Origin of the sequence: Janthinobacterium silvisoli (genome assembly GCF_014200725.1) — a bacterium.
Taxonomy (GTDB): Bacteria; Pseudomonadota; Gammaproteobacteria; order Burkholderiales; family Burkholderiaceae_D; genus Janthinobacterium.
This window is the reverse complement of record NZ_JACHCL010000003.1, coordinates 337,688-361,800: the sequence shown is the minus strand read 5'-3', so window position 1 is coordinate 361,800 and position 24,113 is coordinate 337,688. Positions and strand designations below refer to the sequence as shown.

Genomic DNA, 24,113 nt, shown 5'->3' with positions numbered 1-24,113 from the left:
GTTTAGTGGGGACGCGCCTGGTTTTGCGTCACGGTCATGATCCGGTCTGTATAAGCAATCGCCATGGCTGAAATGATGAAGACCATATGGATCACCGTTTGCGCAATGATCACATCCAGCTTGTACGAACTGGCGTTGATGAAAGTCTTCAGCAGGTGGATCGACGAGATGCCGATGATGGCCATGGCCAGCTTGGTTTTCAGCACCGACGCATTGACGTGCGACAGCCATTCCGGCTGGTCAGGATGGTCGTCCAGGTGCATGCGCGATACGAAAGTTTCATAGCCGCCGATGATGACCATGATCAACAGGTTCGAAATCATCACCACGTCGATCAGGCCCAGCACCACCAGCATGATGGACGTTTCATTGAGCTTGGTCGGCAGCGGTGCACCCGGCACGGCAACAGCCGTCAGCACGTGCTGCAAGGCGGCATCATTGCCGAACACGGCGCCGATCAGGTCCGACAGTTCGACCCAGAAATGAAATACATACACGCACTGGGCCAGGATCAAACCCAGGTACAGCGGCAGTTGCAACCAGCGCGACATGAAGATGAAGGCGGATAAAGGGTGCAATTTAGTTGGTATGGTTTTTTTCTGGTGGTCTGTCATCTGGGGGCTTCCTGAGATTAATGCAATTTTTTGCTACGCCCGATATTTTACACGGGCTGGCGGGCAATGCGCTTGGCCTTGATCTGGATTGTTGACCTTGATGAAAGACAAAGTGGTATTAACTATTCGGTACATTCTTTAATTTTCCATCAAAAATACTGCGTTGCGCCCCCTTGACGCCTGTTGCGGATGGCGATTACTGTTAGTCTTGACAGAGGAAACGCTGCATGTAAGGCGTCCGTAAGGCACTGCGCTTATCGTGTTAGCAAACAATTACTACACTGGAGACAAGCATGGCCGGTACAGAAAACCAAGGGCAGGGCACGCAGCAGCAAGGACCAGAAGAGTCGCGCGTATTTGATCCATCGGCGGCATTCGCCGCACAAGCAACAATTTCGGGCATGGACGCCTACCACGCGATGGTGGCCGACGCCGAGCGCGACTACGAAGGTTTCTGGGCCAAGCTGGCGCGCGAAAACCTGAGCTGGAAAAAGCCGTTCACCCGCACCCTGAACGAAGACAACGCGCCATTCTACAAATGGTTCGAAGACGGCCAGCTGAACGTGTCCTACAACTGCCTGGACCGCAACATCGACAATGGCCTGGGCGACAAGACCGCCATCATCTTCGAAGCCGACGACGGCACCGTCACCAAAGCAAGCTACAAAGAACTGCATGAAAAAGTCTGCAAATTCGCCAACGGCCTGAAATCCAAGGGGATAGCCAAGGGCGACCGCGTCATCATCTATATGTCGATGTCGGTTGAAGGCGTGGCCGCCATGCAAGCCTGCGCGCGCATCGGCGCGACCCATTCCGTCGTGTTCGGTGGCTTCTCCGCCAAATCCTTGCAAGAGCGCATCATCGACGCAGGCGCCGTGGCCGTCATCACCGGCGATGAACAACTGCGCGGCGGCAAGAAGCTGCCATTGAAATCCATCGTCGACGAAGCGCTGGCGCTGGGCGGCTGCGAGTCCGTCAAAAACGTGATTGTCTACCAACGCACGGGCAGCGAGCTGCCGATGCAGGCCGGCCGCGATACCTGGCTGCACGATCTGGTCGAAGGCCAGAGCGCGCAGTGCGAGCCGGAATGGGTTGATGCCGAGCATCCTCTGTTCATTTTGTACACCTCCGGCTCGACCGGCACCCCGAAAGGCGTGCAGCATTCCAGCGGCGGCTACCTGCTGTGGGCCGCGCTGACGATGAAATGGAGTTTCGACATCAAGCCGACCGATGTGTTCTGGTGCACGGCCGACATCGGCTGGGTGACGGGCCACAGCTACATCGCCTATGGTCCGATGGCCGTGGGCGCCACGCAAGTGGTATTCGAGGGCATCCCGACCTACCCGAACGCTGGCCGTTTCTGGGAAACCATCAAAAAGCACAAGGTCAGCATCTTCTACACGGCGCCTACCGCCATCCGTTCGCTGATCAAGGCAGCCGACGTGGACCCGAAAGTTCACCCGAGCCACTACGACCTGTCCAGCCTGCGCCTGCTGGGCACGGTGGGCGAACCGATCAACCCGGAAGCATGGATGTGGTACTACAAAAACATCGGCGGCGAAAAATGCCCGATCGTCGACACCTTCTGGCAAACGGAAACGGGTGGCCACATGATCACCCCATTGCCAGGCGCCACGCCGATGGTGCCCGGCTCCTGTACCCTGCCATTGCCCGGCATCATGGCCGCCATCGTCGACGAAGCAGGCCATGACGTGCCGAACGGCCAGGGCGGCATTCTGGTCGTGAAACGCCCATGGCCATCGATGATACGCACGATCTGGAACAACCCGGACCGTTTCAAGGCCAGCTATTTCCCGGAAGAACTGGGCGGCAAGATGTATCTGGCCGGCGACGGCGCCATCCGCAACAAGGACACCGGCTACTTCACGATCACGGGCCGCATAGATGACGTGCTGAACGTTTCCGGTCACCGCATGGGCACGATGGAAATCGAATCGGCCCTGGTGGCCAACCCGCTGGTAGCCGAAGCAGCCGTGGTAGGCCGCCCGGACGACACGACGGGCGAATCGATCTGCGCCTTCGTGGTCCTGAAGCAAGCCCGCCCCACCGGCGAGGAAGCGAAAAAACTCGCATTGGAGCTGCGCAACTGGGTCGGCAAGGAAATCGGCCCGATCGCGAAACCCAAGGAAATCCGCTTCGGCGACAACCTGCCAAAAACCCGCTCCGGCAAAATCATGCGCCGTTTGCTGCGCGTGCTGGCCAAGGGCGAGACGATTACGCAGGATGTGTCGACGCTGGAAAACCCGGCGATTCTGGAGCAGCTCAAAGAGGCGTCTTAATAAGCCAAACCAACATCCGGGGTCAGACCCGCCGGGTCTGACCCCAGCAGTTACTGGCTTGGTCGTATCAAACTTTACCCTAGGGTAAATATCTTTGGCACTCTGTAGAATCTTTGCTATAATCTGCGGCTTCGCGACAAGCGAGATGCAGTAAGCAAGAAATTGCATGCAGGAGAGGTGGATGAGTGGTTGAAGTCGCACGCCTGGAAAGCGTGTATAGGTTCATAGCCTATCGGGGGTTCGAATCCCCCTCTCTCCGCCACAGACACAAAAGCAAAAGGCCACCTTCGGGTGGCCTTTTTGTTTTTGTGTCCGGCGGAGAGAAGCAGGGCGCCTGCGCGCCCTGCGCGGGGGATTCGAAGGGTCGGGCCTACCGGCCCGGCCCTCTCCGAATCGACCAACTGCTGCCGCTACGCGGCAGCTTCGCGCGCCTCCGGCGCGCGTTCGTGGTTCTGATCAGGTTTCGACTGAGTTAGCTTCTACTGCGCCCCATGCATCAGTCCGTGTCTGAATGGCAGAACAGGCTCTGCTGCACTTGAAGTGCGGGCCTGAATCGCGGGCCTGAGAAAATGGCCATGGCTGCGTTGCTTGGGCTTGCCGTACATGCGTACTGTCTGCGCCCGCGCGCCTTGCCCTGACCATTTTTCAGACCCGCTGGGCCCGGAGAACCCTTGCTTGCGACTTGGGCCGGGGCATATTGCTGTTCTGCTTTGATTTATGATGGATGAGGTTGTGTCCGAATGGCAGAACTGAGGTAGTTCGGATTTTCAGGACAGTTAATTAAGCACACGAAACTGTGCCTCCACTTGTACCGGCGTTTGATAACCCAGGGTTTGATGTAGCCTGCTTCGATTGTAATACATCTCGATGTAATCATTTACCACCGCCCTCGCTTCCTCTCTGCATGCAAACAGGTGATCGTGCATCACTTCGTTTTTCAGATTGGAAAAGAAGCTTTCGGCCACGGCATTGTCGTGACAGTTGCCTTTACGGCTCATGCTCGCCAGCACACCATGTTTTTGCAGCAGTTCACGGTAGTCATTGCACCCATAAACCGTACCTTGATCGCTGTGGAAAATGAGTCCTGCACGGGGCTGCCGCTGAGCTAATGCCATGCTCAACGCCGCCATCGGCAGCGTCGCGGCTTGGGTACTATTCATGGCCCAGCCGACCACGCGACGGGCAAATAAATCGAGTACGATTGCCAGGTGAACCCATCCTTCTCTGGTGCGCAAGGACGTGATGTCTCCCACCCAAACCTTGTTTGGGGCATCGACCTGAAAAGCACGCTTGACCAGATCAGGCGCTGGCGGCTGCACACGCTCCTTCGCTTGCATGACACGGAAACGTTTCATGCGGGTCGTCTGAATGCCTTCCAGTTTGCGCAGTCTAATTACCCGGTGCTTCCCACATTGGATGCCTTCGGCCTTGAGCAAATGCCACATCTTCACGGCGCCAGGCGCCCAGCGATGCGCTGTATTGATGGCAACGATCCTGGCACGCAAGGCCAAATCCTGCTGGCTGCGCAAGCTTGGCCGATCCTGTTTGAAGGCGTAGTACAGGCTGCGGCTGATATCGAGCACGCGACATAGCGACTTGACTGAAAACTCGCTGCGATGCGCATCAATGACGGCGTACCTCACTTCTTTAGGAGAGTTAAGTACGCATCTAACTTTTTTAAGATGGCCAGCTCCTCCTGGGCACTGGCAAGGTCGCGTCGTAATTGCTCGACTTCGCTCAGATCACCGGCCGGGGGGCGGCCAGGAGAGCGCAAGGAGTCCTCGGATGATTGCTCGTCCAGCTTCTTGGCCCATTTATAGAGCTGATTACGACGCAGCCCCAGCTCTACCGCCAGATCCGTGGCACTTTGATTGCCTGCGCGCAGCCGCGCCACTGCATCGCGCTTGAACGAATCGGTGAATGTCACACGCGACTTCGGTGCTAATTTCGGTGACGCGGGAATGATCTCCCGCTTCGAGGGTAATTGTTTTTTCTTCATGAGTATCCTCCGGGGAACATTGTCCCCTGAGGATGTCCATGAAAACCGGACTAGCTCAAACTGACCCTCATCCCATGGGCGCGTCTGGTGATCACTTTGTGCATCCATTTTTTTTGAAAAAATAAATAAGCAGAATTTTCAAAGATTGAGTAGCTTGGGTTGGATTTTATTTTATTCAAGCCATACAAGTATTAGATTACGAAATTGTAATATTCGATAATCTTTCATTTGTAACGTACTGTGTTGTGTGACTTTTTGTGAGAATGTTAAAGAGGATGTTTGATAGACTTTATCCCGATAAAACTTTGTTAATTAACGATGACTCAAGAGAAAAAGCTCCGAACCTCGGAGAAAGACTTACTGTTGTCAATTTTTCGTAAAAATGCACTAGATGAGGTAAGAGCTATAAAGGGTGCACCTATAAAACAATTAATTTTATCTGGTTGGATTTTAACTGGGTTTTTTGTTTTTATATTAATTGGAGCCGGAGTATTTTTGGCCTCATCAAAATACTCACGGCGTGAGACGGTGGCTGGCCAAATTACGCCAGCAGCCGGATCTTTTCGTATTGCTTCTCAGTTAAGTGGGGCGGCAACTAATATTTATGTGCGTGAAGGAGATTTTGTATCTGTCGGCACGCCAATTGCTCTGATAGCAGCAAATCAAACTTTAAGGAATGGAGTTTCTCTTGAGGAAGCATTGAAGTCTATTCAGGAATCACAACGTTCTGCGCAGGAGAAACAAGCTTCTGCTCACTTCACTCAAATTGAACAACAGATTCAAGAGCTTCATACTCGGCGTACAGGTTTAGCGCGTGATATAGAAAAACTAGAAGATCTCAAGGCTTTACTAATGAAACGCATAAATTTACAAAGAGACACCGTGCGGTCAAATCAGCAACTTGCTGAGAAGGGCATGGTTTCAGAAGTCGTAATTCGACAGTTGGAAGATGCAGGACTGGCTCTTCAACAACAACTGGAACAGGCGGAGCGCGATCGCTCGCAACAGCAGACACAAATAGAGCAGATTGGATCTCAACTGGGACGTCTGGTTGCAGAGGGCGAGCAGGCGCGATCTGAAGCCTTGGGCGCGCGTGAGTCTCTTAAAGAGAAAGAACTAAATACAGGTTCTCATTTATCGGAAAAATTACTCGCGCCAATTTCGGGATTTGTTACAGCACTAAAAATTCGTGAAGGAGCAATTGTATCACCAGAGGACACAATTGCGATTATCGTCCCTGCCGGGACGGCCAAGTTAAGCACACCGCTGGAGGTTGAACTCTGGGCTCCTTCACGTGCAATCGGCTTTGTCAAACCTGGGAATAAGGTGCGTCTGATGTATGACTCATTTCCTTATGAGACCTTCGGCGCAGGCGAGGGAGTGGTAGTCGAAATTTCAGGCTCAGCTATCCAGCCCAGGGAAATTCCATCTTCGATTGAAACGAAAGAGCAGTTATTCCGCGTGAGAGTACGTATTGCGCAGTCGAGCCTGACTGCATTTGGTTCAGATTGGAATTTGACGCCTGGTATGTTACTCAAGGCAGATTTGATTTTAGAAAAACAATCGCTGCTTCAACTTCTTTTTGAACCACTACGTGCGGCAAATAAACGTTTTTTTAATTAATTATGAAATCAAAAATTAGTCCACCATTCTTCCCCTTGCGCTGGAGAGATCTGGATAATCATACCAAAGCTCGCCTGCACAAGTTGTATCAGAATTACAAGGCGATTCGATCTGTTTCCTTGACGTATGTGCAACTTGATGGATTTATATTTATCCAGTCTTCCGATCCGGATGTTCGTGAATCTATAGTCGCCACAGCGAAATTGAAAGAAGAGCCAGCATTCGGACTTGGAATGGAAAAGTCTGTTCTCAGTCTTTTAAGAAAACAACCTCAAAATTTCAGCGATGGGAAAATTTATGATGTTGCTTGTGCTATACGGGTCCACCTTTTTGGTTCCAGTGAGCCCCTTCGTACCAGTGACCTCTCAATAAAGCACTTGCCATGGCTCCGAATTCCTCCACCGGGGAAATCCGATCCTGTCTTTCATTCATTTAAAGTTTTTAACAGTGCTAATCCTATTTGGGATGCAATTAATATTTTTATCATCATGTTGGTTTCTCATCCATTTTCCGATGGAAATGGACGAACAGGACGTGTATTAGTTAATGCATTTTTACGTGATCGCGCAGGTTTCGATGCGCATATCATGCCACTATCTGAAATTCTTAGATGTTCTAAAGGGATATTTGAGGAGATGCTGGCGCGTGGCCATGCCGATGGTAACTATTATCCTCTCACAATTTTTCTTGTTGATTTATTTGAGCAATATATTAAGTATGCCTCAGAAATTATATGTGTAAAAGATCCTATTGCTATTGATTTCATTAATAGTAATAAGGTTAACAACTTCCGAGAGCGTCAATTTGATCTTAATGCCATTTCACCATTTACCATTTCTTGGGGCGAACTATGCGAACAGATTCCGTCTTCAAAATCTATCGATTTGATCCAAGAGGCTGCCAGAAAGATTCTAGAGTTTGGGGAAATAGAATACGCTTTTTCCCTGCTTTCGGTTTTCGAGGAAAATGCAAACCGCACGGCTATTACTTTTGTTGTTAATTCGGAAAGAGGGGAGGAGTTAAGAGCGCTATTTCGTGAAATACGATATAGTTTGCCAGAGATAGATATTTTTGAATTATTAATTAGGACCAATGATCCAGTAATTGATGCGAAAATTATCATAAATATATCTACGTTTTATTTGACGGAGATATGTGATGTCAATGATGCACTGTTACTTATTTATGATTTTAAATAGATGGAGAACCAATGCGTATTATTCCTGACGACATTCTTGATCTTGTAGCTGGCGGTCGCCAGGCTGCTGCTAATACTGACACTACCGGTATCCCTAGCGTAACCGTCTCGGCATCCGGTAACGGTGGCGACGACGGTGGTGGCGACGGCGGTTGGAATCCAGATCCGGGCAGTGATTCGCCTAGCGATTCTGGCGGGGACCATGGAAGTGGTGGCAGCAGCAGTAGCACCACGCAGCACTCATCACCAGCTCCAGCCCATGTTCCTGAGAATGTGGATCTGAATCATTTGCGTAATGTTGCTGATGATCTCGGCAAGCAGTTGGCGGCAATGACAAAAATTGATGGTAACGAACATGGTGCACTGATTATTCGTGCGGTTGACGGAACTCTCCGCACTGGACCAATCAGTACTGGAAATGAAGATAGCAATACTGCAACTGCAGATTTGAGCCAGGGCGAAAAGGTGGTTGCCTGGATACACGATCATCCGGAAACGCCCGGTGTAAATGAGGCTTTCCCTTCGAAAACAGACGTACAGAGCATTCGCACTTTGACAGCTAATACATCTGCCGTCGATCCAAATGCGCTGATGTATATCGTTGACGAAGCAACGCACTCTACTTATGAGTACGATCACACGGTGAGCCCGAATACAAACCATCTTGGCAATAATATTAGCACCGACCACTAATTGAGCGTGCCGTTTTGTTATGCCGGCTAACAGAACGGCCATCTCGAAATCTCGATCACTAATGAAAAAACTTCTACTGCAAGATGAGCTGTCTGAGTGTGGATTAGTCTGCCTGGCTCACGTTTCGAGCAAGCTAGGCGGCAACGAAGCGCTAAATGAGCTAAGGAGGAAGTACCCCGTTTCAAATAGAGGCCTAAATCTGCGTGAGATGAAGGATATCGCTGCTGATATTGGATTGGTAGGTAGGGCTGTAAGTTGTGAGGTGGATGAACTTGCTGATTTGAAAACTCCCGCCATTTTGCACTGGAACTTTCAACATTTCGTCGTGCTTGAAAAAGTTAAACGCAACAAATACCTGGTGTTTGATCCTGCCTTTGGAACATATTATCCATCGATCAAAGATATATCTAGCAAATTTACTGGTGTAGCACTTGAACTAACACCTGCCGCAAGTTTTGTCAGGCGACGTCGGCCAAGCGAACTGTCGCTTTCATCTTGGTTCAAATTTTCTCGCGAAATGTGGACCCCCCTTGGACAAATCATCTTTCTTTCTTTTGTCTTGCAGGCATACGTCATAGCCACGCCATTCTACTTGCAGACAGCGATAGACCAAGCCGCATTGAAAGGTGACGACAAAATTTTGGGAGCACTTGCAGTTGGATTCGCCATGTTCTGCGTGTTCAATGCCGGAGCTACATTTTTGCGCGGCGTAGTAACAACTAATTTAACGTCACTGCTGAATTGGGACATGAGTCTACGCTTGTTCAGGCATCTCATTCGCCTCCCGCTACCCTGGTTTCAAAAACGGCGGTTAGCCGATGTCTTGTCGCGTTTTGATGCCATTTCGCCAGTTAGGGATATACTATCTGGAAGTCTGGTATCTGCTATCGTTGATGGAACTTTGGCTTTGGTAACTTTGGCAATGATGCTGCTGTATGACTTGCGCTTGGGTTTAATCGTGATCGCAGGTTTCATGTGTTATATATTCCTGAGATTAATTTCCATACCAGTCACGATAAAACTGGGTGCGGCGGCAATGATGGCGAAGATAGCGGAGAGTGGAAAACGTATTGAGTCTATTCGTGCGATCCAGACCATTAAGATAATGGGAGCAGAAAACGAGCGGGAGAGCGAATGGGCTAACAAATTTGCAGAAACAATCAAGCGTGACCAAGCACTCTCTATAGTAAATTTGGGGTTCGGAACATTACAGTCACTCGTTGATGGCCTAGTAAAAATTTTTCTTATCTACCTTGGCGTCAAATCGGTCATGCAGCACCAGATGAGTATAGGAGTGCTATATGCATTCTTAAGCTACCAGACGCAATTTTCGTCAAAAGCTAATGCTTTATTTGATCAATACGTCAAATGGCGTAATACCGGAATCTATAGTTACCGCCTGGCAGATATCGTACTGACGAAACAGGAAGATGGCTTGACCGGGGGGGGCATGATCGACCGTGTCATTGAAGGAAACGTTGATGTGCGTGGTTTGTACTTCACATACGCTGTCCAAGAAAAGTACATACTTTCGAATATTTCGTTCAGCATTAAAAAGGGAGAGTTTGTCGCAATTGTCGGTCCTTCCGGAACTGGCAAGTCGACACTGCTTAAAATAATTTGTGGATTGTATCCGGTAGCAGCTGGCGAAATACTGATAGATGGCCAGAGTTTGCGCTCTTGGGGCACGCGTGCTGTACGTCGCTCTCTTGGGGTAGTTATGCAAGATGATGAATTGCTTTCTGGTTCTATTGCGGAAAATGTCGCATTTTTTGACGATTGCATCGATATTGACAAAGTATGGCGTTGCTTGCGCGCTGCTGCCCTGTACGACGAAGTGAATACGATGCCAATGCGAGCTGAAACATTAGTTGGTGACTTAGGTTCAACGCTCTCAGGAGGACAAAAACAGCGAATGCTGCTTGCGCGCGCACTTTATCGTGAGCCACAAATCCTGATTCTTGATGAAGCGACGTCATCATTGGATGCCGAGCGCGAAAGCAGCATTAATATCGCACTAAAACAGCTAGCTATCACTCGTATTATCGTTGCTCATCGTAAGGAAACTATTGACGCGGCTGATCGAATTATTGGTATAGATCAAGGTGTTGTTATCTTTGATCGTCTGAAGCAGACAAGTTAAGACCGCTCTGGCAGTCATAAACGCATAGTAATCAGCATTGTAGAGACGAAGTCTTGCAATCCCCCCCAGTAAATCAACCTTACAGGAATTGTATGAAAATTTTTAAAGCTGCCACCCTCGTCGCCATCTTGTTCGGTGGCGCGAATTTCGCCAGTGCAGAGTCTGTATCAGTGACTAGTGGACCTGGTCCTAAGCTGTCAAACGCGGATGAAATCGCCTACAGTGCTGAATGCGACAATCGTAAGTATGAAATTCGTTTTCAGAGAGTTAGCAAGAGGCTGTGGTTTAAGGCAGATCAGCAGCAGGTTGATGTTAGCGATACTGCGCTTGGACATAGTATCAATAATCGTTCGCTCTACGGTAGATTGGGAGTGGCTTGCCTGCCTAACGCACTTAATGTCCAATTTTTCGGCTTTGATACGTCAAAAGGGACAATCGCACCTGTAATGTTTCGAGCCGTAATTGGGGCAGGGGGTAAAGTTGAAGGTGGTGAAATTCAGCCGACCAGTCAGGATGCAGTGATCGCCAATAAGATCAATTAATCGTTGATATTAAGTTGCACTGAAAACTTGGCTATCCTCTTCGTTGCGTAAACAATGGCAATTCCAAGCAGCAAAACACCGCCAAGCCCGCATAACTACGAGCTTTTTCATTGTGGCGCAATCTAGCTGGCAACGCTGTCTCTTAACCTATCTTTTTTTGGAATAAAGCCCCGAAAGCCGGATGCCAACTTTCGGGGCTTTCATAACGGATTCAGCGCAGGCTTTCCTTCGGACCAGCCTCGCTGGCCGTCTGCGCGGCCATCCACTGTTCCGTTTGCTGCCAGTGCGGCTCCAGGATTGCACGCCACTCAACGCTTTCATTGTCGAAGAAACGATATGCCGCCATCGTTTCGCCCCAGCCGTTACACGCCTTTGGCACGCTCGCCGTCGGTGTCGCCGCCATACTTTCCGTCAGTGTCCTCGCTTGCCGGTTCAGGCGCGCATCGCCCAAGTCGAGTTGCTCAAACTCCGAGTCCGTCCATGCTCTCGACTTGCCTGCCATTTACGCCACGCAAAGGACGAAAGTAAACGCGATTTCGCAAGCCTTTACAAGGGGGGCTGGCAAGTCATTGAAAGTAAATTGATTTTCAGTACCACGGCGCGACTGGCAGACTTGTGTATAACGAGTTGCACCAACACCCCCCCCATCAACCAACAAACACCCCCACAGGCAAATCAAACCGCCTAGCCAATGCCTTCACCTGACGAATATTGAGTTTCCGCTTCCCACTCAAGACTTCGGATACGACGCCTTGGCTGCCGATCTCAGCCAAGTCCCTTTGAGTCAATTGATGCTGTTCCATCAGCGAGCGTATCACTGCCGCAGGCGAGACTGGCGGAGCGGGATAGTGCTGATCGTCATATTTACTGATCAACATGCCGAGCGTGTCAACGAGCATGGCCAAGGGATGATTTTCATCGGCGGCGCCGGCATCGAGCAGGCCGTTCAAGATACCGACTGCGCGCTCATAATCTGCCTCATCGTTTAGTGGGTGAAGGGGCACCAGCGTCGATAATGCTTGGTAATGCGTAGTGATTTGTTCGACCACTTTGTGATCCATCAGGGCTGCCATGCGTCATATTCCTTATGGGTGTACACGTTTCGAACGTAGAGGAGCTGCCGATTGCAGTGTATCGCAGCGATGATGCGATACTTGTTTCCGCCTATTTCACAGCAACCAACAGAAACCAACAGGAGCCAACAGGAGCCAAGGCCAGTTCCGCCATGCATGCACAGCCTGCTCAGTACCTTAGCCTCCACACCCTCCAGGCGCCTGCTCGTAGTTTTCATCAGCCCACAAGCCAGCCAGTTACCCACTCCCCCAACAACTTTTCCCAAAGTTGCCTAGTGCATCTGTGATAACATCCCGGAAACTGACCGGCGCCTGGCCTATACTGCAAACATCAGTCAATCCAGCCCAAGCCAGCAGACGAACAAACAGCGGTGTAAGAACACGCCAGTTGCTATCCAGATTGCCCCCATCACTATCCTTTTAATCCCCTCATCTCGGCCGTAAAATAGTCCCCAGTCCTGGCAACGTCCGAAGAAAATCACCCATCGCCACCATGAAAAGCATTATGTTTTGTACCAGTTTTTCCAGAGATGTCCACTCCTGGGAAAGTCGTTATCAGCGGTGGCTCGATTATTACCAGGACGTTCCCATCGATGTCGTCAAACGTATCCTGATCGATGACGGTTCTCCGTACATCCCGCCGCAGGAGGTCATCAAGAGCGTTGCGCACGATGCACCTTTGGCCGGAGTGGATGATAAAAATATCCTGATACGTTTCGAGGATAATCTGGGACGGCAAAGCATCGAGGCTTATCCTGGCTGGTGGCGCAGTTTTCTGCATTCGATCGAGGTGGCCAAGGCCCTCGGCGCCGACAAGATTATTCATATCGAATCGGATGCTTTTGTTTTGAGCCAGAAACTGGCCGACTTCATTAACAAAACAGAGTCAGGCTGGCATGTGCTGTGGGCGCAGCGCTATCGGTTTCCGGAAACAGCGATACAAGTGATTTGCCGCGATCAATTTGACGTTTTTGAACAATTCAAAGATGCGCATCCAACCCTGGAATTTACCGATATTGCCGAACGCTTGCTGCCGTTTACTTCGGTAGACCCGCGCTACAAGGGCGACCGCTACAGTGAATTCAAGAAAAACCGCTGGATTTTCCGTTCGCGCAAATTTGAGTGGATTCCCTTTTTTAAACATCCTTATTTCTGGGAACCGATTCCGAACGACGCTGATTTTGTGACCCAGACCATTGCTCGTCAAAGCGTCACTTTTCGCGGTAAGGCAAAATAAGTTCGCCATCAAGCCATCCATTACAAACCCCGGTCACTGGCACGTGTGGCAGGGGGGGGGCAGCGTCTAATACCTGGTGAAGGCTGACGTCTGCACCAGGTATCTTCTTGTCAAATCAGCTGGCGATTGAAGCAGCTTCCCGGCATACCAGCCACTCCCCCCGAGACAGCTATCCGCATTACACATTTATCACTGGCGTTTCGATAAGTATTGCGTTATTTTCTACTGTATCTCAATGTAGAGATTCAATTTCTCACTCATACATCACGCAAGGCTTTACTCAGTATTTGGCTGACTCCCTCGCGTTGACTTTCTCACTTATTCTTCCCATCCACTATGCGCCTTTATACTTTGTCATTTACCGTCTGTCTGCTTGCAGCGTTAAGCTTGGCCGCTTGCAAGAAAAAACCGGCAGAAGCACCTGCCAGTAACGCCAGCGCTGCCAGTGTCAGTAGTGCGGATACTGTCCAGGTCGCGTCGTCCATGGCTGCCAAGCCGGGATTCGATATCAATAGTGTGCCGGTATCGAGCGTGGCATTGCCGCCGTTTCCTTATCTGGCCTACCCAGACAAGCTGGATGACGGCTATAAGCACAATACGCAAGACTCCGATTTTGACGAAGTCCAGCTGATCGCCGGCCATGATTTGCGTACGGTAGAAGGCAAGGTTTCCCGTCGCTTCTTTCCGCATAACACGATAGGAATGTCAGCCATCGGTTCCGTAAAAAATCACGAAAATGCGATCAAATTGCTGGGTGGTGTGCTGGTCAATGACATCGTGCCAGCGGACCCGGAATTTAGAAAATTACATCCTGAACAAGATAGTGTGCTGGCGCAAAAAATGCACTTGCCCGGCATTAGTAATGGTGGCAAGAATTACCATGTCTATCTGCTGCGCACGGACAAGACCAATATCTGGTTTGTCGTGTCGATCTTCGATGACGATAATTTAACCTGGCTGCTGACTGTAGAAGAAAAACCGCTGCAGCAAAGCGTTGGCTTCATCAAGGCCGATGCCATGGCGGCGAGCTTGCAAACGCAAGGCCACGTCGCGCTGTATCTGCCTTTTGACACCGACAGCGACGTGATCAAGGCAGAAGGTAAAACAGCAGTCGATGAGATCGTCAAGCTGCTACGCGCGGACAGCAAGTTGCAATTGAATATCGAAGGCCATACCGACAATGTTGGCGCCGCCGCGCATAATAAAACCTTGTCACTTGCGCGTGCGCAAGCTGTTGTGAAAGCCATCACTGCGCAAGGCATCGATGCCACGCGCCTCAATGCCCTTGGTTTGGGCGCCGAGCGGCCATTGCAAGACAATGCTAATGAGGCAGGCAGGGCCAAGAACCGCCGTGTCGAATTGGTAAAACGCTGATATTGTTGGCGTTTTTGAATGCCAGTGCTGTATCGCTGGCATTGAAGAATTGTGGGCTGTTCGTAGATTATTCCAAGAAATTCCTCCCGCCCTGTAACTAATTCCTTATCCCCACCGAAGTACCCTCCGCAACCCCAAGCCATCCCCTCTTGGCCCATGGAATCACAACGGCGTCGTCCATTCCGGCTGCGCCAGATAAAACTTAGCGGAGAAACAAATGATCAAGAATTTTTTAATCGCCAGTGCGGTAGCGACCCTGTTGGCAGCGTGCGGCGGCAGCAGCAGCCAGGCGCCAGCGGCCTCGCAATTGTTTGCCCAGACCAATGACAACACCAATATGGTGGTGCAATATCTGCGCAACACGGATGGCACGCTGACCGCAATGGCGCCAGTCGCGACGGGTGGCAAGGGCACCAATGGCGTGAACTATTTCATGGGCAATACGGTCGCGCCTGATGCGCTGACCAGTAACCACAGCGTGGTGGTGTCCGACGATGGCAAGCAGCTGTTCGTGGCCAATGCAGGCGACAATACCGTCAGCGTCTTCACGATTGCGCCGACTGGCGGTTTGACCTTGCTGGGCGTGTCGTCCACTGGCGGTATCCGGCCTACTTCGCTGGCTTTCAATAACGGTGTTTTGTACGTGACGCATCAGCAAGGTGTCAATGAGCTGGGTGCTTACCGTGTCGGCGCCGATGGCAAGCTGACGCAGCTGGGCTCCTATGCCGTGCTGCAGCAAGATGCGCTGCCGACCGAGGTGTCGATCAGCCCGGACCATAAATTCGTGGTCGTCAACGGTTTCCTGAAGTCATTGTCGCCGGTCACGCCGGGCAATACGCTGCTCGTTTTCGCTATCAATAGCGATGGCACCTTGGCCAATCCAGTCAACTCGGCCACGGTAGGCGTGGGCCCGTTTGGCGGCGTCTTCGGCCATGGCGCGCAATCGAATGTGTACCTGACGGCGGACGCCGCCGGTACCACCGCCAGCTCCTACAATTTTACGGCTGGCGGCAGCTTCAGTTCCCTGGGCGCTCCGATTACCGTGACGGGCCAGATGGCGCCGTGCTGGATCGCCATCACGCCAGACAATCGTTTTGTGTATGTGAGCAACGGCAGCGGCGCCATTTCCCAGTTCTCGCTTGATGCGGCGGGCCATTTGACACTGGTCAATGCCGCCGCCGCTGTCGAACCGGCAATTACCGCTGGTACATCGAGCTTCGCAGCCGATGCCTGGGTCAGCCCGGATGGCAAGTTCCTGTACCAGGACTTTGCCGGCAACGACAAGATCGTCGTGTACGCCATCGGCAGCGATGGCTCGCTCAAGCGCAGCGGTGAACAGATTGTGCACAGCAAGTCTGGTATCAGTTTGCAGGGTCTGGCTGGGGTTTAACTAGCTGGCTTGATATTGAATTGTATCCACCTTTACGGTGGATACAGAATGAGCGTGATGGATGGTGCCGCAAGGAGTAGCAAGACAGGCAGTGATACAGTTCTTTGCAATCAAGGGAGAAAGCCAAAATCCCTGGATTTATTTTTTGCCTTCCCAGGCCATCCTCACTGCCAGGCCCGTCAGCACGCCACCCATCATCCAGCGCTGCAGCAACACCCACCCTGGCCGCCGCGCCAAAAATCCTGCAATCGATCCCGCCATCACGGCAATCACGCCATTGACTGTCACGCTGACGATGATTTGAACGCAGCCCAGCGCTATTGATTGCGTTAGCACGCTGCCATGTCCAGGGCTAATAAACTGCGGCAGCAGCGACAAATACATGACTGCAATCTTGGGATTGGCCAGGTTGGTGATAAAGCCCATGAGAAAGAGCTTGCGTGGGCCGTCAACCGGCAAATCGCGCACGGCAAACGCGGAGCGCCCACCTGGCTTGAGGGCTTGCCAGGCAAGATACAGCAAATAGGCCGCGCCGCCGAAGCGTAACAGATCATAAGCATAGGGCACGGCAAATACAAAAGCGGTGATGCCGAATGCCGCGCACAGCATGTAGAACAGGAAGCCCAGCGCCACGCCGCCAAGTGAAATAAAACCTGCGCGCCGGCCCTGGCTGATGGAACGGGAAATCAGATAAATCATATTGGGGCCGGGCGTCAAGGCCATGCCCAGCGCGACGAGTCCAAACATCAGTAAGGCGCTTGCATCAGGCACGTTATAACTCCAGAAGAAATAATGTTAAGCCCGGCAACATGCCAGCACGCTGTCTTTGTGTGGGCCGAGTAGGGGAGGCAAAGATTAGCACAGCTCAAAGTTGCCTGTTGGTGAAGGAAGTATCAGGGGGCTTGCACCGGCTTAGTCATGCTCAGACCAGCGCACGCTTACTGTGCAGATGCCTGCCTCTTGCCGCCAGCTAATTGCTCAAACACTGCCATCGCCCCCTCCACAGCCAGCTCCAGCTCCTCCCGCGTTGCCCCATCGCGCGCCCTTAAAGACAAGCCTTGCAGCACCGTCGCAATCAACTGCGTCAATCCCTCCACAGCTGTGGCGGCTAGCTCTCCTTCTTCAGCAGCACGCTGCAGACGGTTGCGGATGCTATCGACGTTGCTTATGCGTATGTCTTCCAGGCGCTGGCACAGCTGGGCGTTGTCTGGCGTGCGGTGGATTACGCCCAGGATCAGCAGGCAGCCGCCAGCGGGCGCGCTCAAGGCGGCGTTGATGCTTTCAGCCAGCATGGCGCGGATGGCGTCGTTGACTGCCGGCGTCTGTTCGAGTACGTGGATGGTCTTGCTGCCGACTGTGCGCAGGTACAGGTCGATGGCTTCGTTGAATGCGGCTTGCTTGGAGCCAAAGGCGGCGTAGAAGCTGGGCGGTTTGATGCCCATGGCGGCCGTCAGGTCGGCAACCTGGGTCAGGTCGTAGCCTTTTTCCCAGAATGTGATCAATGCGGTTTGCAACGCTTGCTCACGGTCAAACGCGCGCGGGCGGCCTCGGATGGTCATCGTGTTTTTCCTCTATCGTTTTATTTTTGTAACGCATCATACAGAAATCATTGACATACGTGGTGGCGGGCTTGGATAATTGTTTAATATTGACTACATAAATGGAATCAGCATGAGCAATCAACGCAGCACGCGCGAGACGATCGAGAATTTATTTGCCACCGTGGGCGGTGGCGCCAGCCCTGAACAGATCGCTACGCTGTTTAGTGTAGATATCGATTGGAATATCGCCGGCGACGTAGCCAGCGTGCCCTGGATAGGCCGCAAGGTGGGGCGGGCCGGCGTGGCCGAGTTTTATCAGCAGATACGCGACCAGCTCATTTCAGAGCGCTTCGAGTTGCACGCCATTTTGGCCGAAGGCGAGCGTGGCGTGGTGCTGGGGCAACTGGCTTCGCGTGCGCGCAGCACCGGCAAGCTGATGGAGACGGCGTTTGCTTTTGATCTGACCGTGCGTGATGGCTTGATCGTGCGCTGTCATATGCTGGAAGACAGCTATGCCGTGGCGCAAGCGTTGCAGCCCTAAGTCTTCACTCCCAAAAAATAAGCTCGCCGCAGCGAGCTTATTCTGATCAAGACAACAACATCAGAACTGGTTCATGGTGTTGTCCTTGCCGGCCGCTTTCAGTGCTGCTTCGCCGCTGAAATAATCCTTGTGGTCATCACCGATGTCGGAGCCCGACATGTTCTGGTGCTTGACGCAGGCGATGCCCTGGCGGATTTCCTTGCGCTGCACGCCAGCCACGTAGCCCAGCATGCCCTGGTCGCCAAAGTATTCCCTGGCCAGGTTGTCGGTCGACAAGGCGGCCGTGTGATAAGTCGGCAAGGTGATCAGGTGGTGGAAGATGCCGGCTTCGCGGGCCGAATCGGCCTGGAAGGTGCGGATCTTTTCATCGGCCGTGGCCGCCAGTTCGCTCTGGTCGTATTCCACGCTCATCAATTGGCTGCGTTCGTAGGCGGACACGTCCTTGCCCTCCGCTTTCATCGCGTCGTAGACTTGCTGGCGGAAGTTCAGGGTCCAGTTGAACGATGGGCTGTTGTTGTACACCAGCTTGGCATTTGGAATCACCTTGCGGATCTCGCTGACCATGCCGCCGATTTGTGCGATATGCGGTTTTTCCGTTTCGATCCACAGCAGGTCGGCGCCGTTTTGCAGCGAGGTGATGGAATCGAGTACGCAGCGTGCTTCGCCGGTACCGGCGCGGAACTGGAACAGGTTGCTGGGCAAGCGTTTAGGGCGCAGCAGCTTGCCGTCGCGCTTGATGATCACGTCGCCATTGCCCAGCGCATCGGCCGAGACTTCTTCGCAATCGAGGAAGCTATTGTATTGGTCGCCCAGGTCGCCTGGCGTGGCTGTCACGGCGATCTGCTTGGTCAGGCCGGCGCCCAGCGAATCGGTGCGGGCCACGATGATGCCGTCATCCACGCCCAGCTCCAGGAAGGCGTAGCGGATGGCGCGGATCTTGGCCAGGAAATCTTCGTGCGGCACCGTGACTTTACCGTCCTGGTGACCGCATTGTTTTTCATCGGACACCTGGTTTTCGATCTGGATGCAGCAGGCGCCCGCTTCGATAAACTGTTTGGCCAGCAGATAGGTTGCTTCGGCATTGCCGAAACCGGCGTCGATGTCGGCGATGATGGGCACCACGTGCGTGACGTGGTTATCGATTTTTGCCTGGATCGCTTGCTTGGCGCTGCCTTCGGCGGCATCGAGCTGGCGGAACAGGCCGCCCAGTTCGCGCGCATCGGCCTGGCGCAAGAAAGTGTAGAGCTCGCGGATCAGGCTGGTGACTGCCGTTTTTTCATGCATCGACTGGTCGGGCAGCGGGCCGAACTCGGAGCGCAGCGCGGCCACCATCCAGCCGGACAGGTAGAGGTAGCGGCGGTCGGTGCTGTTGAAGTGTTTCTTGATCGAGATCATCTTTTGCTGGCCAATGAAACCGTGCCAGCAGCCCAGCGACTGCGTGTATTTCGAGGGGTCCGCATCGTAGGCAGCCATGTCGGCGCGCATGATTTTTGCCGTGTATCTGGCAATGTCCAGACCCGTCTTGAAACGGTTCTGGGCACGCATGCGGGCGGCCGACTCGGGATTGATGGCGTTCCATGCGCTGCCTTGTTGCTCTTTCAAACCGGCAACTGCCTTGATGTCGTCTTGATATTGGGACATGTCTATCTCCTGAAGAAAAAAACTAAGTTTGAGAAAATCGTCGAGTGTGCCGCCACGTCTGTTTGTAGCGCCTGCATGAATTAATAGTAGGCTTTTCGATCAGGATCATCAAGTCTTATATAAGACATATAACTTAAATTAATTCCTTGTTTTTCAATGGCTTGATATGAAAATTTCAGAATATGGAATGAATTTTCAAAAAGTGAGAGCGTGTGTGTGGTCGATGAGTGGTCGTGTTTTCGCGATGTGAAACAGGTTTTCAGCTTTTGATGTGGCAAGGGTCACCGGGTATCCCAGTTGTACTGAACAAAACACTTTTATGATTTGCTTCGAATCAATTTAATAAATGGGAGACAGCATGAAGATCATCGTGACAGGCGCCAGCAGCGGGCGCCAAGCTGTAGTGGATCGCGGAGGGCATGGCTACGCCCGCCCAGGCCATCATCGAGATGGTCAATATCAATGGATGCGTTAAGCCTGAAACTTCAAGGTTGGCGTAAATAGGCAAACATATGCTGCACATATTCCGCCTTGCCGAGCGGCACGCCGTTGTGGCGCAGGATGTTGTACGCCGTCACCAGGTGGAAATAGAACTGTGGCGTGGCCCAGTTGACGGCGTATTCCTGGCCCGTCATGTCAAAGACTAATCCATCGGCCAGCGTGATCGATACTTGCCGCTCGGCACCGTCGTCGATTGAGGCTTGGTCAGCGCCGGCCAGCTTGGCCAGGGTTGCCGCTACTTTTGCCTTCTTGCCGGGCCTGCTGCCAGCCGCTGCGCAAGCGAAAGATGGGCGAGGTCAATTTTTCGCCACCCTGAAAAGCCTGTGCGGCCAGCAATTCGAAGGTGTGCTGGTCTATCCCAAGGATCCCCAGCATGATTTCGCCGGCAAGCGCCTGCAGGCGGACTTTGCCGCCTGCAGCGAGCGGCAAATCAAGATGCCATTCCAGGTGGGAGCGGACAAGTCGCGCACCTGGATCATCATCCGCACGCCGGCGGGCTTGGCCTTGCAGCACGACCATCGCCACGCGGACGGCACGCCCGACGCCGTGACCATGTATGGCGGCATGGCCAGTACAACGGGTTCGACCTTGTCGCAATCGTACTACACGGCCAGGTTGGTCAAGGGCGCGGCCACGAAGGTGTGGAGCATCAGCATCAGCGCCGATGGCACGATCCTCACGTACCACCTGGAGCGCAATGCCCAGCCGCGCGCTACTGTGGTGTTCAAGCACTGCAGCGCTGGCTAAGCCGTGAGCCTTCGCCAGCGCACTTTGGCGATCAAGCGCGGCAATGCGTGCGTCTGGACGCTGCAATAAGCGTGATAGCCAAAGCACCATGTGGTGCTGCCCTGCCCGCTAAGAGATGCACGATTTTCCTGCGTTCGCATGATCGTGACAGAGAGCGACTGAGAAGATCTCGACGGGAGGGTCTTCATGGTTTGCAGGTCGTTGAGTAGAACTATCTTGATGGTGACAGATTTTTTACGATGCTAAATCACTACTTGCTGTTCTGCTTATTATTCATTTCCCCATCATCGCTAACTCGCCGTTAAAAATTTCAATTATTTGATACTTGCAATGAGCGCCAGTTTTTCTTTTTTTAAATAGATGAAGGGGGAACATGGGATTGAAATATTTTTCTTTTCAATTGTTTTGTCTATCATATTTATTATTTATCGTGAATAATTGGGTTAAATGCAAAATAATTAACCTGATAGGAATTACATGAATAGTAGAATTTTATGGTGTATGGGCGTGGTTGCATTCTTATCGGCCTGCGGTGGTGGCGGGAATGATGTGACGGAAAATCCCGGTACCGTGACGCCTCCGGTCACCGTGGTTAATACGGCCCCAGTCGCGCACGCGGGGCTTGCCCAAAGTGTGATTGCCGGTAGCGTCGTAACCCTTGACGCCAGTGCCAGTTCCGATGTCGATGGCGATGCCTTGACCTATAAATGGGTATTAAACTCCAAACCCGTATCCAGTGCCGCCGTCCTGGATTCCCTCTCCGCCGTGAAACCGACTTTTGTCGCTGATGTGGCTGGCAGTTACGTCGCCACACTGGTTGTCAATGACGGCAAGGTCAATAGCGAATTATCGTCTGTCACCATTACCGCATCGGTGGCGAATGCCCCGCCAGTCGCCTACGCTGGCAATGCAATAACCGTCGTTGCTGGCGTTTTAGGGGTAATGCTGGACGGTAGCGCAAGCAGCGATGCGAATGGCGATAGTCTCACCTATAAATGGAGCCTGTTATCAAAGCCGGACGGCAGCGCCGTACAATTGGTCGACGCCACCTCGGCTCGCCCGTACCTTCGTGTAGATGTGCCTGGTGCATATGAAGTTGGCCTGGTGGTCAACGATGGCCAAGTGGATAGCGAGGTATCGCGCGTGACCGTCACGGTGGTTGCCGTCAATGCTCCGCCACTGGCCAATGCGGGCGTGTCGCAGCACGTACTTAAAGGTAGCACCGTCATTCTTGACGGTAGCGCAAGTTCCGATCCGAATGGCAATACCCTGACTTATTACTGGACTCTGGCTTCCCGTCCTGACGGGAGTACCGCCACCCTGTCTTCCGTCGATTTGGTGAAACCCTCATTTATTGCCGACAAGGCTGGCATATACCTCGCTGTGTTGTTTGTGAAAAACGCTATTTATAGTTCTTCGGCAAGCGTCACTATTATGGCGACGTCCACGAATGCCGCTCCTGTGGCGCATGCTGGCGTGGATCAGCATGTGCTGGCAGGCGCGAATGGTGTTTTCCTGGACGGCAGGGGCAGTACGGATGCGGACGGCGATAGTTTGCGCTACAAATGGACGTTCATCTCCGTGCCGCCCAATAGCATGCTGCAGCCGTTTTCCAATGAATTGGCTCGCACTAATGAAGTAGCGAGATTTTGGGCAAATGTACCGGGAACTTACGTCGTCAGCCTGGTTGTCAATGACGGTACGGTCGATAGTGCTCCGTCGACCTCTACCATTATCGCTACGGCAGGCTTGACGAATGCGGTGCCGATGGCTAATGCGGGCCTAGATCAGGTTGTCGCGCCGGGAACGACTGTGCGCTTGAGTGGACTTGGTAGTACTGATGCGGACCACGATCCATTGACATATCGATGGCAATTGAAGGCCAAGCCTGCCGGCAGCAAGGCAGTGCTTTCATCGCTTGCTGCCGCGCAGCCGACATTTATCGCTGACTTGGCAGGCGATTATGTCGCTACATTAATTGTCAATGATGGCTCGGTGAACAGTAGCGAAGATAATATGACGGTAACCGCGACGCCGAATCTGCTCAATTTATATCAGGTGCAGGACAGCCTGGCCGGACTGATCGAGACGAAGGTCGGCTTGCCCTACGCTGCCAATGCGGGCGCGCAGCAAACGTGCACAGGTACGTGTACCGCCAACTTTACTGTGGATACTTTCAAAGTGGCTGCGTCCGGTACGAGCTTCATGATTACCAATGTGACGGCTGTCGACAGTACCGGTAGAGTTGTTCCAGCCATCGTTGGTTTGGTGTCGGGCCAGGTCATTTCCGCTGGTAGCAGCGTTAATTTTTCGCTCGTCTCGCCAAGGACAAATGGCGCAACGGCTAGACTGAGCTACAAGTTTTTTGTGGCGGAAACGGGGCAGTCTTTCGTTTATAACGCAGACTTCACGTCAAATTAAGTGATGTAATATGGCGAACACGGAACTTCGGTTCTGCGTTCGCCAGCCCTCCTGCTTCCATCTATCATGCCCACCTGGACTTCCCCACCGCAACTCGTCGCGCTCGCCGCCTTCTATGAGCATGTGCGAGCCCACCCTGATGCGGTCAGCGATGCGGCCTTCGTGCAAGCCGTCAAAAATGCCCATTGGCCCAGCAATTGCTGGAGCTATGTCGAGGCGTCATTCGCTATCATCGCATCCGCCTGCCTGCTGCGTCCGCACCTGACAGCGGCCCTGATTGCCTTGCCGATCGACGCCATGATCGCCGGCGGCCTGGAAGATGCGGGGCAAGTCATCGCTCTTGGCCTGGCCTGTGCCACATGCAGCGTAGCGTATGTGGAGCCCGGCGCAGAGGGCAAGCGCTGGCTGGCGCAGGTCTGGCCCGGGCTGGGGGAACTGGCCGAGACGGTATTCCAGGCCCGGTGGCGGGCGACGACTGAGCTCGATGGTCTGCTTGACGCCAAATCGCCGTTTACGTTAGGGTATACGTAACTTC

The 24,113-nt window shown here is 52.6% G+C and carries 23 protein-coding genes and 1 tRNA gene; 14 read left to right on the top strand and 10 right to left on the bottom strand.

What is annotated here, in order from left to right:
• Positions 1-2: 2 nt before the first annotated feature.
• A complete protein-coding gene (locus tag HDE75_RS18080; protein WP_183678746.1) occupies positions 3-614 on the bottom strand; it encodes a YqhA family protein in 612 nt (203 codons plus the stop codon).
• Between the two features lie 293 nt (positions 615-907).
• On the opposite strand from HDE75_RS18080, the gene acs reads away from it, so the two are divergent.
• Both acs and HDE75_RS18070 read left to right on the top strand, forming a co-directional pair.
• A complete protein-coding gene (gene acs, locus HDE75_RS18075) occupies positions 908-2,914 on the top strand; it encodes an acetate--CoA ligase (RefSeq protein WP_183678744.1) in 2,007 nt (668 codons plus the stop codon).
• 171 nt (positions 2,915-3,085) lie between these two features.
• Positions 3,086-3,176 (top strand) — tRNA-Ser (locus HDE75_RS18070).
• A 514-nt stretch (positions 3,177-3,690) separates the two neighbouring features.
• Here HDE75_RS18070 and HDE75_RS18065 read toward each other — a convergent pair.
• Complete coding sequence (locus HDE75_RS18065) at positions 3,691-4,557, bottom strand: IS3 family transposase (protein WP_183678742.1); 867 nt, start codon at positions 4,555-4,557, stop codon at positions 3,691-3,693.
• On the bottom strand, positions 4,554-4,913 hold the full coding sequence (locus HDE75_RS18060; RefSeq protein ID WP_183678740.1) for a transposase: 360 nt from the start codon (positions 4,911-4,913) through the stop codon (positions 4,554-4,556). The genes HDE75_RS18065 and HDE75_RS18060 overlap by 4 nt, the downstream gene beginning before the upstream one ends.
• A gap of 318 nt (positions 4,914-5,231) precedes the next feature.
• On the opposite strand from HDE75_RS18060, the gene HDE75_RS18055 reads away from it, so the two are divergent.
• The 5 genes from HDE75_RS18055 (at position 5,232) to HDE75_RS18035 (ending at position 11,112) form a co-directional block, all read left to right on the top strand.
• On the top strand, positions 5,232-6,536 hold the full coding sequence (locus HDE75_RS18055) for an HlyD family secretion protein (protein ID WP_183678738.1): 1,305 nt from the start codon (positions 5,232-5,234) through the stop codon (positions 6,534-6,536).
• 2 nt (positions 6,537-6,538) lie between these two features.
• Positions 6,539-7,735, top strand: coding sequence for a Fic family protein (locus HDE75_RS18050; protein ID WP_183678736.1), 1,197 nt, complete (start codon positions 6,539-6,541; stop codon positions 7,733-7,735).
• 11 nt (positions 7,736-7,746) lie between these two features.
• Positions 7,747-8,427 carry a hypothetical protein gene (locus tag HDE75_RS18045; RefSeq protein ID WP_183678735.1) on the top strand — a complete coding sequence of 227 codons (681 nt, stop codon included), beginning with the start codon at positions 7,747-7,749 and terminating at the stop codon, positions 8,425-8,427.
• A 61-nt stretch (positions 8,428-8,488) separates the two neighbouring features.
• Positions 8,489-10,570: a peptidase domain-containing ABC transporter gene (locus HDE75_RS18040; RefSeq protein WP_221291919.1), complete on the top strand. Its 2,082-nt coding sequence runs from the start codon at positions 8,489-8,491 to the stop codon at positions 10,568-10,570.
• Positions 10,571-10,662: 92 nt separating this feature from the next.
• The gene (locus tag HDE75_RS18035) at positions 10,663-11,112 is read left to right on the top strand and encodes a hypothetical protein (protein WP_183678731.1); all 450 of its coding nucleotides are present in this window, start codon (positions 10,663-10,665) and stop codon (positions 11,110-11,112) included.
• Between the two features lie 211 nt (positions 11,113-11,323).
• Here the strand turns inward: HDE75_RS18035 and HDE75_RS18030 are convergent, their stop codons facing one another.
• The 3 genes from HDE75_RS18030 to HDE75_RS18020 form a co-directional block, all read right to left on the bottom strand.
• Complete coding sequence (locus tag HDE75_RS18030; protein ID WP_183678729.1) at positions 11,324-11,614, bottom strand: IS4/Tn5 family transposase DNA-binding protein; 291 nt, start codon at positions 11,612-11,614, stop codon at positions 11,324-11,326.
• A gap of 145 nt (positions 11,615-11,759) precedes the next feature.
• Positions 11,760-12,185 (bottom strand): helix-turn-helix domain-containing protein, encoded by a 426-nt coding sequence (locus HDE75_RS18025; protein WP_183678727.1) that lies wholly within the window; start codon positions 12,183-12,185, stop codon positions 11,760-11,762.
• Positions 12,173-12,343 carry a type II toxin-antitoxin system HigB family toxin gene (locus tag HDE75_RS18020; protein ID WP_260178637.1) on the bottom strand — a complete coding sequence of 57 codons (171 nt, stop codon included), beginning with the start codon at positions 12,341-12,343 and terminating at the stop codon, positions 12,173-12,175. The genes HDE75_RS18025 and HDE75_RS18020 overlap by 13 nt, the downstream gene beginning before the upstream one ends.
• 335 nt (positions 12,344-12,678) lie before the next feature.
• Here HDE75_RS18020 and HDE75_RS18015 point away from each other — a divergent pair, with 335 nt between their 5' ends.
• From HDE75_RS18015 to HDE75_RS18005, 3 genes are all read left to right on the top strand, one after another.
• Positions 12,679-13,422 carry a hypothetical protein gene (locus HDE75_RS18015; RefSeq protein ID WP_183678724.1) on the top strand — a complete coding sequence of 248 codons (744 nt, stop codon included), beginning with the start codon at positions 12,679-12,681 and terminating at the stop codon, positions 13,420-13,422.
• Between the two features lie 483 nt (positions 13,423-13,905).
• Positions 13,906-14,796, top strand: a complete 891-nt coding sequence (locus tag HDE75_RS18010; protein ID WP_183678722.1) for an OmpA family protein — start codon at positions 13,906-13,908, stop codon at positions 14,794-14,796.
• 217 nt (positions 14,797-15,013) lie between these two features.
• Complete coding sequence (locus HDE75_RS18005; protein WP_183678720.1) at positions 15,014-16,186, top strand: lactonase family protein; 1,173 nt, start codon at positions 15,014-15,016, stop codon at positions 16,184-16,186.
• Positions 16,187-16,324: 138 nt separating this feature from the next.
• Here the strand turns inward: HDE75_RS18005 and HDE75_RS18000 are convergent, their stop codons facing one another.
• Both HDE75_RS18000 and HDE75_RS17995 read right to left on the bottom strand, forming a co-directional pair.
• Positions 16,325-16,933 carry a LysE family translocator gene (locus HDE75_RS18000; protein ID WP_221291918.1) on the bottom strand — a complete coding sequence of 203 codons (609 nt, stop codon included), beginning with the start codon at positions 16,931-16,933 and terminating at the stop codon, positions 16,325-16,327.
• 191 nt (positions 16,934-17,124) lie between these two features.
• Positions 17,125-17,745, bottom strand: coding sequence for a TetR/AcrR family transcriptional regulator (locus HDE75_RS17995; RefSeq protein WP_183678716.1), 621 nt, complete (start codon positions 17,743-17,745; stop codon positions 17,125-17,127).
• 112 nt (positions 17,746-17,857) lie between these two features.
• Between HDE75_RS17995 and HDE75_RS17990 the strand changes: the two genes are divergently transcribed.
• Complete coding sequence (locus HDE75_RS17990; protein WP_183678713.1) at positions 17,858-18,268, top strand: nuclear transport factor 2 family protein; 411 nt, start codon at positions 17,858-17,860, stop codon at positions 18,266-18,268.
• Positions 18,269-18,328: 60 nt separating this feature from the next.
• Here HDE75_RS17990 and HDE75_RS17985 read toward each other — a convergent pair whose 3' ends face one another.
• Together HDE75_RS17985 and HDE75_RS17980 are read right to left on the bottom strand one after the other, a co-directional pair.
• Entirely contained in the window at positions 18,329-19,909 is a 1,581-nt protein-coding gene (locus tag HDE75_RS17985) for an isocitrate lyase (RefSeq protein WP_183678712.1), read from the bottom strand.
• Positions 19,910-20,394: 485 nt separating this feature from the next.
• The gene (locus tag HDE75_RS17980) at positions 20,395-20,604 is read right to left on the bottom strand and encodes a DUF1993 family protein (RefSeq protein ID WP_409335665.1); all 210 of its coding nucleotides are present in this window, start codon (positions 20,602-20,604) and stop codon (positions 20,395-20,397) included.
• Between HDE75_RS17980 and HDE75_RS17975 the strand changes: the two genes are divergently transcribed.
• The 3 genes from HDE75_RS17975 to HDE75_RS17965 all read left to right on the top strand — a co-directional run bounded on the left by HDE75_RS17975 (position 20,543) and on the right by HDE75_RS17965 (position 24,109).
• Positions 20,543-21,157: a hypothetical protein gene (locus tag HDE75_RS17975; RefSeq protein ID WP_183678710.1), complete on the top strand. Its 615-nt coding sequence runs from the start codon at positions 20,543-20,545 to the stop codon at positions 21,155-21,157. The genes HDE75_RS17980 and HDE75_RS17975 overlap by 62 nt on opposite strands.
• Positions 21,158-21,634: 477 nt before the next feature.
• Positions 21,635-23,578, top strand: coding sequence for a PKD domain-containing protein (locus HDE75_RS17970; protein ID WP_183678707.1), 1,944 nt, complete (start codon positions 21,635-21,637; stop codon positions 23,576-23,578).
• A 66-nt stretch (positions 23,579-23,644) separates the two neighbouring features.
• Positions 23,645-24,109, top strand: a complete 465-nt coding sequence (locus tag HDE75_RS17965) for a hypothetical protein (RefSeq protein WP_183678705.1) — start codon at positions 23,645-23,647, stop codon at positions 24,107-24,109.
• Positions 24,110-24,113 lie beyond the last annotated feature (4 nt).